This window comes from Moritella marina ATCC 15381 (genome assembly GCF_008931805.1).
Lineage (GTDB): Bacteria > Pseudomonadota > Gammaproteobacteria > Enterobacterales > Moritellaceae > Moritella > Moritella marina.
Window position 1 is genome coordinate 3,770,768 of record NZ_CP044399.1, and the last position, 12,457, is coordinate 3,783,224.

Consider the following 12,457-nt stretch of genomic DNA (forward strand, 5'->3'; position numbering starts at 1 on the left):
ATTTTCTCGATAATATCTAGTTAAAAGATTTAAATTTATGATCTACAAACGCTTGGCCACAACCGACAACTAAGCCAAGTACATGCGCGGCATTGGCGACATTGAGGCCAAATAGTGGGAAAAAGCCAAGTACCAACCAAACCAACATAAAGCCAATATAAGGCTTCGGCAAACTAACGCCTTGTTCCGGCGCTAACCAAGCAGTCCACCAAATATAACCGACTAAAGCATAAACCACACCCGATAAACCACCAAAATTAGGTCCGGATAATAAAAACTGGCCGATATTGGGTATTAACGCGGCAACTAAAAATAATAGTAATAATTTCTTACTGCCAAGTTTATTTTCAATCAGTCCACCAAGATACCACCACCATAATAAATTAAACACCAGATGTAACACTGAAAAATGCATGATCGCTGGTGTAAATAAACGCCAAAACTCACTCAATGAACTGATACTTAAATCATACGGGAAATGCAGTGCAGCAAAGATAAATTCATTTTGTGTCAACATGCTAAAGTACATTGCCGCAAAGACAATCACACTCATCGCAAAAATAACTAATGTTACTTTACCAGCATGTAGCAAAAAGTTACTGAGCATATTACCCGAGCCATAACTGAAACTCGCCGTTCTGCTATCCGCAACATCCCAAGACGCCGCTTGGTATTTTTGCTGATAAGGGTCAGCTAAAAATAAATCAAGTTCTGCAGACGCAGCTTCTACATGCGTCATTGCAGGTAAGCAAATAGCAAAGCCTTCATCAGTCTGAGCGACTTTCGCATCAATTTTTTGCACAGCTAAATAATCCACAAAAGCCTGCGCCATACGTGGATTATTAATTACACCTATCTCAATCATGCTATTACTTACTCTCCACCACAACTATCACTTACTTTGCCACAAACGCACATTCTCGACGCCAAGCTTCAAAACCACCATCCATGCTATAAACATCTTCAAAGCCTTGTTCTACTAAATATTGCGCAGCACCTTGGCTACTACGGCCATGGTAACAAACCACGACAACAGGCGTATCGAAATCAGTTTTTTGCATAAAACTGCCTAACACTGAGTCAGTTAAATGCAATGAATCTTCGATATGTGCATCGGAAAATGATTGCGGATCGCGAATATCGACAATTTTAACGTCAGTATTACCACTCATTAATTGCTGAACTTCATTAATCGAAATATGTTTGAAACTATCCATGCTACACCTTAATATAATTCTATCGCGTTCAAGTATATCCACAAGAAACACCAAATTTAACAATTCAACAGCGAACCATTAGCTTATGATGATATTATCACATTGCTTATATTGATACAGAAGGGAATACCGAATGCTTAGCCGAACACTCTACACCACGTTACTTTATGCAACGTCACCGTTGATATTCTCTTTGTTATTAAAAACCAAGAAAGGTAAACCACCTGTTGGTGACCGCTGGAAAGAATTTGTCGGTATTACTCCTGAATTAGTGCAAACACAACAACCAATCTGGATCCACGCAGTGTCAGTGGGCGAAGTGATTGCAGCAACGCCTATTATCAAAGCCTTGCAACAGCAATACCCAGAGTTACCATTACTGATCACGACGACCACAAGCACGGGGGCCGAGCGTGTCGTTGCTTTACCCGGTAACATTGAGCACAGGTATTTCCCAGCTGATTACCCTTGCGCAGTGAAACAATTTATTAGCCGTATGCAACCATCGCTCTGTTTAATAATGGAAACCGAGTTATGGCCTAATATGCTGACCATTTGTAAAGATGAAAGTATCCCCACTATAGTAGTAAATGCACGATTATCAGAAAAGTCTCAACACAAATACCTGCGTTTTAAGTCTCTGTTCTCTGCACCATTACAAACGTTAACGCATATATTATGTCAGGACGAAAATGACCAACGTCGGTTTAAAACGTTAGGATTAAACCAAGCACAACTGTCTGTCAGTGGCACCGTTAAATTTGATATTCAATTTTCAGATAGCATCATCAATAATGGCTTATCACTACGCCAACAACTTGGACAGCAGCGTCCTGTCGTCATAGCCTCAAGTACCCATAAAGGTGAGGATGAGATAGTGCTTGCTGCGTTTGAAAACGTAAAAAAACAACATCCAAATGCCGTATTAATATTGGTGCCTCGCCATCCAGAACGCTTTGATAATGTGACGGATCTGTGCTCAGCTAAATTCCCAGAAACTCAACGTCGCAGCCAAGCTACAACAACAGATGACCTGAGTAATGTGGATGTGTATGTAGGCGATAGCATGGGAGAAATGCCAGTTCTACTTGCCGCCAGTGATATCTGTTTCATGGGCGGAAGTTTAATTGGTGACAAGGTCGGCGGGCATAATTTACTCGAGCCTGCTGCGCTTTCAAAAGCCTGTATCACAGGTCCAAGTTACTTTAATTTTGCTGATGTCACTGCACAATTACTTAATTGCGAAGGCGTTGCTGTCGTTAATGACGCACAGGAATTAGCGAACAAAATAAATACATTGATATCTCAGCCTGAAATGGCAGTCACGATGGGGAAACAAGCAAAGCAGGTAGTGGAAAAAAACAAAGGGGCGTTAGATAAAATAATGCACACTTTAACACATTACATTGACCAGAATATTAACCAGCGCAGTGACCAAACAGCTAAGCAGAACAATATCAAATAAACGAATGATTCAATATGGTTTACCTTAATCAACGACATCATCGCCGATGAAAGAAAACCATATTGTATAGGCTAACGTGAAAAATTAGCCGTTCTTCTCAGTGACAACCATATCAGCAGTGGCTAAACGTAAATAATATTCACGCATATGCTGATAATCAACCAATGCTTTTTCGGTAAAGTAAGGCTTCATCATAAAGATTGATTTTAGAATACCGCGATAAATATCCGCTTTATATACCTTCGCATCTTTACTAATTGTGGTGCGATAACTGACCCAAGAAACCAATACGACTTTAATCGAGTTAGCTAACTCATCCAGATCTTCCATCGGAATGTTAACCACATTATTTTTCTGCAATGAAAATAATAAATCCACTTCACGCTGCGCTGAAACTTCTTGGAATTTCAAATATTTTTTATGTAAGTTCGGATCTCGAGATAATAGGCTTGGTAAGCTGTAATACAAAAATCGAAAACGCCACATGGTTTCAAACATAGAATCTAAATAACTCATCATCACTTCCAACGTGACTTCACCTTCACGATGAGGTTGGAAATGTTCAGCTAAATAATTTACATACTGATCAAAGATAGAATCAATAATGTCTTCTTTATTTCGAAAATGATAATAAAGATTACCAGGACTAATGCCTAAATGTGCAGCAATATGATTGGTAGTGACATTACGCTCACCACATTCATTAAACAGCTCAAGTGCAGTATGAATGATCTTATCTCTGGTTTTCATGAAAATGACCGCTTTGATTTATAATAGATTTGTTAATACTCGCACATTTATTACTAAATGACACAGTGTAATATCTCATTGTTAGAATATTCGCTCAATTCTGATAACCAGCGAGCAACAAATCCCAATCAGACGTTTGCCATTTAAATGCAGTGTCTTTGCTTTGCTCTTTCACAAAAGAACGTTTTAAACGGGCTAGGTTTGCTTGTTTCCATGAATCAGCTGCAGGTTTAAATTTACAACGGTCAAAATCAATCAACCACCACTTACCATCACCGTCTAAAATGATGTTATGAGTGTTTAAATCTGCATGCCATAAATTCACATCATGAAAACGTCTTATCATCTCGCCAATTTGTTGGTAATCATCTTGATTCAACGCGCGATCTTTTAATACAGCCACCAAATCGTTAGCCCCCGCAATTTTTTGCGTAATTAAATCCGCACGATAAAATAATCCGTGTTTAATTACCTGACCTGCTACCGGTTGTGGTGCCGGCAAACCTTTTTCGACTAATTGCTGTGTCACCATAAACTCTTGGTAAGCACGGGTGCTTTCAAGCCCTGTATAGCAATAACTATCCTTGATTAACTTACCAACCAGCCCACCGCGGTGATAATGACGTAATACAAACTCGTCATTATTTATTTTGAAAAACCAGGTAATACCACGACCAAATGCCGACCCAATAATTGCATTATTCCGTTGCCAATACGCCCCATCAAAATATTCGGGGGTGATTTCGCCTTTTAATTCATCCTGAAAAAATAAGACTCGAGCGCCTTGTGTGTCTATTAACATGTGATCTCCAAAAAAACTTTACCGATAAATTTTACATTACCTCAAACGATTTGCATAATAGCCTTTTACATTCAACAACTAGAAATGATGAATATGACCCCTCCACAGAGTATCTGTATTTTACGTTTTTCCGCAATTGGCGATGTTTGCCATGCTGTATCTGTTGTACAAGCCATCCAACGCCACTACCCAAACGCCAAGATAACTTGGGTAATAGGTAAAATAGAGGCGATGTTAGTGGGGGATCTCGCCGGTGTTGAATTTATTATTTTTGATAAAAAAACGGGACTGAAAGGCTATTCAGACCTGCGTAAAAAATTAAACAATCGCCAGTTCGATGTATTATTGCACATGCAAGTTGCACTCAGAGCCAGCGTCGCGAGTTTATGCATCAAAGCGAAGCAACGTTGGGGCTTTGATAAAGTCAGAGCCAAAGAAGGCCAATGGCTATTTACAAATAATAAAATAAAACCACAATCTCAACCCCACGTACTTGATGGCTTTATGGCATTTGCCGAAGCGATTGGCGTGCCAGTAGCACCACCGCAGTGGGACATACCGCTTACCACCCAAGATAATTTATGGGCGCATTCACAATTAAGCCATACTAAGAAAAACTTTATTATTTGTCCATCAGCCAGTAAAGCTGAGCGGAATTGGTCAACTGCTGGCTATGCTGAAATAGCTAATTATATGCATGAAAATAATTACCAAGTCTCTATTTGTGGCGGTCCGACCGACAGTGAAAAACAATTAGCCAAAGAGATTATCGAGCTTGCGACAGTGCCAGTGAATAATTTGGTGGGAGAAACGTCACTAAAACAATTACTCGCCATTCTAAAACATGCTGACCTAGTGCTCGCGCCAGATACAGGCCCCGCACACATGAGTACCACAGTCGGAACACCTGTTGTCGGTTTATATGCGCACAGTAATCCAGGACGCACAGGTCCTTATAATAATCTAGATGATGTCGCTGAAGTTTATCATCAACATTTACCCGATAGTGAATGGGGTGTAAGAGCCAAAGGTCCTGATTTAATGGACGCAATTTCGATTGAGCAAGTCAAATCTTGCTTACAAAAATGGCTTTAAAAACGTCAATTAAAATTAGAGTAATATAAAGTTCAGTTGTCCCTTTGTATTACTCACCAATCAAAATCTGAATACGAGTCGTGTGACCATGCCAAAAAAATATCTTTTTTACATTAGTCAAAATTACAGCTTCGCTATATTAAGACCACTACAAACCGAAATCAGACGCCGTGGTGGAGAAGTCTCATGGTTCTTAGAGCCAAATGTTAATGCCGATTACTTATCTAGCGATGAAGTTCAACTAACAACAGTTGAAGCAATCAACGCCTTCAATCCTTTTGCGGTATTTGTGCCAGGCAATGTAGTACCAAGTTTCATTCCCGGCCTTAAAGTAACAGTATTTCATGGTTTCGATGCAGGAAAACTTGATTGGAAAGGCAAAAATACTCACTTCCGTATCCGTGGCTGTTTTGATTTACATTGCTCATATGGCAAAGACATGACAAAACAATTTGAGCAACTGGCTGAAAAATATCAAACATATAAAGTTGTGGATACGGGATGGCCAGCGTTAGATCCACTATTCACCACAGATACCGCGTTGAATCCATATATTGATAATGAGGACAAAAGACCGACAGTATTGTTCTGCTCTACATTCTCACCGCGTTTTTCTTGTGCCCCACATATTTTTGAAGCGATAAAAAAATTATCAGAATCAGGAAAGTGGCGTTGGTTAGTGCAATTCCATCCCAAAATGGGCGCTGATATTGTTGAGAAATATAAAGCGTTAGAAAATGATAATTTAACTTTTATTGAAACTGATAACGTCGTGCCATTATTAAAAAGTGCTGATGTGATGCTTTGCGATACATCGTCAGTATTATTAATGTTTTTATTACAAAGAAAACCAGTGGTCACCTTTAAAGGTAATCAGCAAGGAGAGCACCTCATCAATGTGAGCAGCCCAGAGCAAATTGAATTAGCTTTAACAGAAGCATTAGAGCAGCCAGATGAACTCATGCGAAAAATTGATGATTACATAGAATATATTCATGCGTATACAGATGGAAACTCAAGTGCAAGAGTATTAGATGCAGTTGATAACTTCACTTTTGACTCATTGAAGAGCAAGCCATTAAATCTATTACGCCAACTGAAATTAAGAAAAAAATTAGGATTCTGGAAACTATCATGACAGTAAAAGTAATTTACCCAGGTACATTTGATCCGATCACCAATGGTCACGCTGATTTAATCGAGCGCGCAGCAAAACTTTTTGATCACGTGATTGTTGGCGTTGCCTTTAACGCGACAAAGAAACCTTTCTTCACGCTTGAAGAACGTGTGCAATTAGCGAAAGACGTAACAGCCCATTTAGATAATGTGGAAGTGGTTGGGTTTAGTGGCTTGTTAGTTGATTTTGCAAAAGAATATAATGCATCTGTATTGATTCGTGGCTTACGTGCGGTATCTGACTTTGAGTACGAATTCCAACTTGCGAACATGAATCGCCGTTTAAGTCCTGATTTAGAAAGTGTTTTCCTCACACCATCTGAAGAAAATTCGTTTATATCTTCAACATTGGTGAAAGAAGTTGCGATCCACAACGGCGATGTCGCGCAATTCGTCGCCCCAGTGGTATGTCATGCTATTTTAGCGAAGATCGCCGAAAATAACCCGATATAGAAATTAAGATCGCGTTAGCGCTGACACTGATTGCAATAAATCGTGTTGCGCTGACCGATCTTAACCGCTTGTAATACCTCACCGCATTTAGGACACGGTTTACCTGCTTTGCCATATACCTGTAACTCTTGAACAAAGTAACCTGGTTTACCATCTGTTTGAGTGAAATCTTTTAATGTTGTACCGCCTTGCGCAATCGCTTTAGCTAATACACTTTTCACTTCGTCGACCAAAACTTTATAACGCTGTAAAGAGACATTGCCCGCGGCACGTTTTGGACTGATTCCCGCAGAAAATAGCGCCTCATTGGCATAAATATTACCAACACCGACAACATTATGGTTATCCATCAGAAATGATTTTACTGGCATCTTCCGTGAACGAGAACGTTCAAACAAACGTTGCGCGGTAAAATCATCGGTTAACGGCTCTGGGCCTAAGCTAGCTAATAATTTGTGCTCAAGCACCTCGCCCACTTGCCACAGCACCGAGCCAAAGCGCCTAGGGTCATTCAGGCGAAGACATTTCCCTGAATCCAGCACTATGTCTACATGATCATGCTTTTCAACTGCTACGTTTGAATCAAGCACCCTTAGACTACCTGACATACCCAGATGAATAATGATTGTGCCCTTTTCTGTTTCCAACAGTAAGTATTTAGCCCGGCGGCGTACACTTATCACCATACAGCCCACCGCATCTTGCAAAGCCATTGGTACAGGCCAACGCAGTTGACCATTACGTACAACTATTTTGGTGATCAGGGCATTTTCGAGATACGGGGAAATACCTTGACGGCTTACTTCAACTTCCGGTAATTCAGGCATAAGACATCCAGTCGGTTATATGTAGGTTACAGAGTAATGGTGCGGTGAAGCCCAGATAAAGAATAACTAAGTGTTATTAGCGAGCATAAACAAGCGGCTAACGCGGTAATAAAACCTGCAATTCAGCTTCATCAATTTGTAATAACTGGCTTTGCCAATTTTGTAATAAATAACCGCTCTCTATTTGATATAAAATCAAGGTAACAGGCTCGGCTAAATTCGCTAATTCGAAGGAAACATTAATACCGTAAGCAAGATTGGCGATCACAACATCTTTAGCCACAGGCTTAAATGTCGCACTTTCCCATGCTTTAATAATTTGCTGCAATTGTGGCTGCGACAAACCCAGCTCAGGTTTGGTTGCCAGTTGACTACCAACGCGTTGGATTTGAATATGATCAAACTGCATCGACAATACCACCGCACTAGCCGGTAGCGCTGATTGATAGAGATTCGCGGTATCATCACCGTTCACCTTCTTGCCTGAATATTGAAATATCAGCATCATAGCCAATATCGCAAATATTAAAACGTTATTCCAACCTCGTCGTGATAACTGCACGGATAATCCTTCCAATCGAGTCATTGATTTATCAATAAGTATACGCAAACTACGTGAAAACGCCGACTAGGGCAAGTATCGCAAGGCTGAATTTCAGGCAAAAAAAACCCAGCAAAAGCTGGGTTTTCAATATCGAACATAAAATCAAGAATTACTTGATTTTACCTTCTTTGTAGATAACGTGCTTACGAACAACTGGATCAAATTTTTTGATTTCCATTTTTTCAGGCATGTTTTTCTTATTTTTATCAGTGGTATAGAAGTGACCTGTACCAGCAGATGAATTCAAACGAATTTTATCGCGCATAATATAGTTCCTTAAACCTTCTCACCACGGGCACGCATTTCAGCTAAAACTGAATCAATACCCTTTTTATCGATAATACGCATACCTTTACAAGTAAGACGTAATTTAACAAAGCGGTTTTCGCTCTCAACCCAAAAACGGTGTGAATGTAGGTTTGGCAAAAAACGGCGACGTGTGCGGTTTTTTGCGTGAGAAACGTTATTACCAACAGCTGGCTTTTTACCAGTGACTTGGCATACTTTAGACATGTCGTCTTCTCCAAATATTTTCTTGCTCGAGCAAATATACAGCGTCTTGTTGGCCGTCGCCCAAGACGCGTGCTAAAGGCCGCATTTTATACAGTAAATTAAAACATAGAGCAAGCTTTTTATATTTCAAGAATGAATGGAAATCGTAATTTCACACCCACCCTCGCTCTGCAAAGCTCGCTATGTCACTGTCACCTATAACAAAATGATCGAGGACTTTAACATCAATTAATTGTAAGGCTGAGATAAGTTTATCTGTGATCATACGATCAGCACGGCTGGGTTCAGCAATGCCAGAGGGATGGTTATGCGCAAAAATAACTGCCGCAGCATTTCTTTCTAACGCTTTTTTTACCACCACTCGCGGATAAACACTAGCACTGTCTATTGTGCCATAAAACAACTCCTCAAAGCGAATAACTCGGTGCTTATTGTCTAAAAATAATACCGCAAACACTTCATGAGGCTGATCGCGTAACTTTGCCCGAATGTAATTTCGACTTTCTTGTGGGCTAGTAAGGGCATTACTACGCTCTAATTTTTCGGCTAAAAAGCGCCGAGACATCTCCACAGTTGCTTGTAACTGCACATATTTAGCGACACCCAGTCCCTTAATCTGACAAAACTCATGTTCACTGGCCGCAAGTAATGCCCGTAAAGTGCCAAACTCAGCCAAAATATGACTCGCCAGCGCCACGACATTCGTACCCTTAATGCCCGTGCGTAAAAATATCGCTAACAATTCTGCATCAGATAATGAGTTTGCACCCAGTTTAACCAGCTTTTCGCGTGGCATTTCACTGCTCGGTAATGATTTTAATTTCATCTATTTCACCATTTAACATAACGTCCTGTTAGCTTAGCTATTCGGTGAATAAACGAACTCAATAATGATAAAACAGTGAAATAGTTCAAATTTATAGATTTGATAATGATGCATATAAAATTAATAACAAACCTTAGCCTCTGCGAATTTAATTATGGTATTGTTATTACGTTATTAGAATATCCTTTCAGATTTTAACGTGGAATACACAATGACTGCTATTGCCAATAAACGCATTTTGCTCGGTATTACCGGCGGCATCGCCGCTTATAAATGCGCAGAGTTAACCCGTCGATTAACGGAACAAGGCGCAGAAGTTCGCGTCGTTATGACCCAATCGGCGCAAGAGTTTATCACTCCGCTTACCATGCAAGCAGTCTCAGGAAACCCCGTTGCACATAGTTTACTAGACCCCGCAGCCGAAGCTGGCATGGGTCATATAGAATTCGCTAAATGGGCCGATTTAGTCTTAATTGCCCCTGCTACCGCCAATTTTATTGCCAAATTCACTGCCGGTATTGCCGATGATTTACTCTCGACGTTATGCCTTGCAACGCCAGCTCCAATTGCCATTGCCCCAGCGATGAATCAAGTGATGTATCAAGCGCCAGCAACACAAGATAATTTAGCCACGCTTAAACAACGCAATATCACACTATGGGGACCAGCAGCAGGCGCGCAAGCGTGTGGTGATGTAGGCCCAGGTAGAATGGTGAATCCTGACGAGCTAGTAACAGCTGTTGTTAACTATTTTAGCGAACAAGAAAAGCCGCAACTATTAGCGGGTAAAAATATCATGATCACCGCAGGACCAACCCGCGAGGCGATTGATCCAGTACGTTATATCAGTAATCACAGTTCAGGAAAAATGGGTTATGCCCTCGCCCAAGCGGCACGTTTATTAGGTGCTAATGTCACAGTGGTAAGTGGTCCAGTGGCATTAGCCGCGCCCACTTCATGCCATCTTGTTAAAGTGACTAGCGCACTTGATATGCACGATGCAGTCATGGCCGACATTCACCAACAAGATATTTTCATTGCCTGTGCAGCCGTGGCAGATTACCGCCCAGAAAGTATTGCCGAACAAAAAATTAAAAAGACCAATAGCGACGAGATGGTTGTACGCATGATCAAAAACCCCGATATTGTCGCCAGTGTCGCCGCGCTCGAAAATTCTCCTTTTACTGTCGGTTTTGCTGCAGAAACACAAGATGTTGAACATTATGCACGCGACAAAATGCAGCGTAAAAATCTTGCTATGATCGCCGCAAATGACGTGGCACAATCAGGCCAAGGTTTTAATGCTGAAGACAATGCGTTAACGGTATTTTGGCCACAGGGCAGCACACAAATTGCGTTAGCAAGTAAACAAGATGTAGCGGTACAATTATTACAATTAATCGCCACTCAGTTCAACGCCAATACCAGACCATAAACATTATAAAACAATAATAATATTCGGCATCTAACCTTGTCTTGCGCTACCGCAATACACAGTTGAGCCATTAATTGATATATTTAGTGAAACAAACAATGAAACAAATAGAAGTTAAAATTTTAAATCCACGTGTGGGTACTGAGTTTCCATTACCAAGTTATGCAACCCCTGGCTCAGCGGGTTTAGACCTACGCGCTTGCCTTGCCCAGCCATTGACGGTTAATCCAGGCGAGACACATTTGATCCCAACGGGCATTGCAATCCATATTGCTGACCCGACAATGGCAGCAACCATTTTACCGCGTTCAGGCTTAGGGCATAAGCACGGTATTGTATTGGGGAATTTAGTGGGTTTAATTGACTCTGATTACCAAGGCGAGTTAATGATCTCATGTTGGAATCGTGGTCAAGACAGTTTCAGTATTCAACCAGGCGATCGTATTGCTCAGATGATGATAGTGCCAGTAATACAAGCACAACTCACCATTGTTGAAGAGTTTGATAGTAGTGAACGCGGCGAAGGTGGCTTTGGCCATTCGGGTAAGCAATAACGGTTAACACCATTCTAGGATGAAAAAGATGTCAACAAGCACTAAAAAGAATCGTCGAGAACAAATATTACAAGCATTAGCACACATGCTGGAAACCAGTCCTGGTCAGCGTATTACGACCGCTAAACTTGCCAAAGAAGTTGGTGTATCAGAAGCTGCGCTCTATCGCCACTTTCCAAGTAAAGCTCGTATGTTTGAAGGGTTAATTACCTTTATCGAAGATTCAATCTTAGCGGGTATTAATCAGATCTTAAATGAAGAAAAAGATACCATCACCCGTTGTCATCACATCCTGCATTTGCTGCTGGTATTTACCGAGCGCAACCCAGGTATCACTCGCATTATGACTGGCGATGCACTGCAAGGTGAACACGAACGTCTTGGTGAGCAAATCAGCGCGTTATACGCCAAGATTGAAACACACTTAAAACAAGTATTACGTGAAAAGAAAATGCGTGACGGGGCAGGCTTTAGCTTAGATGAAGGTATGTTAGCAAATTTATTGTTAGCCTATGCAGAAGGTCGTATCAATCAATACGTACGTACCCGTTTTGCATTAAAACCAACCACAGACTTTGATCAACAGTGGGAATTCTTACGCAAGCAGTTACTGCAAAGTTAACCTCTTTCAGCGCATAGCAGTAAAGTTTGCTATATAGAAATAAAAAAGGCTACCTCGGTAGCCTTTTTCGTATTTTCTTTAACGGCAGTGATAAATAGAGCTGTGATTTAACCCCCCA

At 40.8% G+C, this 12,457-nt stretch carries 16 protein-coding genes; 7 read left to right on the forward strand and 9 right to left on the reverse strand.

Annotated features, from left to right (window positions below; all coding sequences use genetic code 11):
* Positions 1-16: 16 nt before the first annotated feature.
* Positions 17-865, reverse strand: a complete 849-nt coding sequence (glpG, locus tag FR932_RS16925; protein ID WP_019441184.1) for a rhomboid family intramembrane serine protease GlpG — start codon at positions 863-865, stop codon at positions 17-19.
* 31 nt (positions 866-896) lie between these two features.
* A complete protein-coding gene (glpE, locus tag FR932_RS16930; RefSeq protein WP_019441185.1) occupies positions 897-1,217 on the reverse strand; it encodes a thiosulfate sulfurtransferase GlpE in 321 nt (106 codons plus the stop codon).
* Between the two features lie 133 nt (positions 1,218-1,350).
* Between glpE and waaA the strand changes: the two genes are divergently transcribed.
* Positions 1,351-2,682 carry a lipid IV(A) 3-deoxy-D-manno-octulosonic acid transferase gene (gene waaA / locus FR932_RS16935; protein WP_019441186.1) on the forward strand — a complete coding sequence of 444 codons (1,332 nt, stop codon included), beginning with the start codon at positions 1,351-1,353 and terminating at the stop codon, positions 2,680-2,682.
* Between the two features lie 84 nt (positions 2,683-2,766).
* Here the strand turns inward: waaA and FR932_RS16940 are convergent, their stop codons facing one another.
* Positions 2,767-3,432, reverse strand: coding sequence for a TetR/AcrR family transcriptional regulator (locus FR932_RS16940; protein ID WP_019441187.1), 666 nt, complete (start codon positions 3,430-3,432; stop codon positions 2,767-2,769).
* Positions 3,433-3,526: 94 nt separating this feature from the next.
* On the reverse strand, positions 3,527-4,234 hold the full coding sequence (locus FR932_RS16945; protein WP_019441188.1) for a 3-deoxy-D-manno-octulosonic acid kinase: 708 nt from the start codon (positions 4,232-4,234) through the stop codon (positions 3,527-3,529).
* 93 nt (positions 4,235-4,327) lie between these two features.
* On the opposite strand from FR932_RS16945, the gene FR932_RS16950 reads away from it, so the two are divergent.
* From FR932_RS16950 to coaD, 3 genes are all read left to right on the forward strand, one after another.
* The gene (locus FR932_RS16950) at positions 4,328-5,329 is read left to right on the forward strand and encodes a glycosyltransferase family 9 protein (protein ID WP_019441189.1); all 1,002 of its coding nucleotides are present in this window, start codon (positions 4,328-4,330) and stop codon (positions 5,327-5,329) included.
* A gap of 88 nt (positions 5,330-5,417) precedes the next feature.
* Complete coding sequence (locus FR932_RS16955; RefSeq protein WP_019441190.1) at positions 5,418-6,467, forward strand: CDP-glycerol--glycerophosphate glycerophosphotransferase; 1,050 nt, start codon at positions 5,418-5,420, stop codon at positions 6,465-6,467.
* Positions 6,464-6,958: a pantetheine-phosphate adenylyltransferase gene (coaD, locus tag FR932_RS16960; protein ID WP_019441191.1), complete on the forward strand. Its 495-nt coding sequence runs from the start codon at positions 6,464-6,466 to the stop codon at positions 6,956-6,958. The genes FR932_RS16955 and coaD overlap by 4 nt, the downstream gene beginning before the upstream one ends.
* Positions 6,959-6,972: 14 nt before the next feature.
* Here the strand turns inward: coaD and mutM are convergent, their stop codons facing one another.
* The 5 genes from mutM to radC all read right to left on the reverse strand — a co-directional run bounded on the left by mutM (position 6,973) and on the right by radC (position 9,728).
* Complete coding sequence (gene mutM / locus FR932_RS16965; RefSeq protein ID WP_019441192.1) at positions 6,973-7,785, reverse strand: bifunctional DNA-formamidopyrimidine glycosylase/DNA-(apurinic or apyrimidinic site) lyase; 813 nt, start codon at positions 7,783-7,785, stop codon at positions 6,973-6,975.
* A gap of 97 nt (positions 7,786-7,882) precedes the next feature.
* On the reverse strand, positions 7,883-8,347 hold the full coding sequence (locus FR932_RS16970) for a hypothetical protein (protein ID WP_019441193.1): 465 nt from the start codon (positions 8,345-8,347) through the stop codon (positions 7,883-7,885).
* A gap of 151 nt (positions 8,348-8,498) precedes the next feature.
* Positions 8,499-8,654, reverse strand: coding sequence for a 50S ribosomal protein L33 (gene rpmG / locus FR932_RS16975; RefSeq protein WP_017222427.1), 156 nt, complete (start codon positions 8,652-8,654; stop codon positions 8,499-8,501).
* An 11-nt stretch (positions 8,655-8,665) separates the two neighbouring features.
* Positions 8,666-8,902 (reverse strand): 50S ribosomal protein L28, encoded by a 237-nt coding sequence (gene rpmB / locus FR932_RS16980; RefSeq protein ID WP_019441194.1) that lies wholly within the window; start codon positions 8,900-8,902, stop codon positions 8,666-8,668.
* A gap of 151 nt (positions 8,903-9,053) precedes the next feature.
* Entirely contained in the window at positions 9,054-9,728 is a 675-nt protein-coding gene (gene radC / locus FR932_RS16985; protein ID WP_019441195.1) for a RadC family protein, read from the reverse strand.
* A 211-nt stretch (positions 9,729-9,939) separates the two neighbouring features.
* On the opposite strand from radC, the gene coaBC reads away from it, so the two are divergent.
* From coaBC to slmA, 3 genes are all read left to right on the forward strand, one after another.
* Positions 9,940-11,163, forward strand: a complete 1,224-nt coding sequence (gene coaBC / locus FR932_RS16990; RefSeq protein WP_019441196.1) for a bifunctional phosphopantothenoylcysteine decarboxylase/phosphopantothenate--cysteine ligase CoaBC — start codon at positions 9,940-9,942, stop codon at positions 11,161-11,163.
* Positions 11,164-11,261: 98 nt separating this feature from the next.
* A complete protein-coding gene (dut, locus tag FR932_RS16995) occupies positions 11,262-11,717 on the forward strand; it encodes a dUTP diphosphatase (RefSeq protein ID WP_019441197.1) in 456 nt (151 codons plus the stop codon).
* Between the two features lie 28 nt (positions 11,718-11,745).
* The gene (gene slmA / locus FR932_RS17000) at positions 11,746-12,339 is read left to right on the forward strand and encodes a nucleoid occlusion factor SlmA (protein ID WP_019441198.1); all 594 of its coding nucleotides are present in this window, start codon (positions 11,746-11,748) and stop codon (positions 12,337-12,339) included.
* Positions 12,340-12,457: the final 118 nt, after the last annotated feature.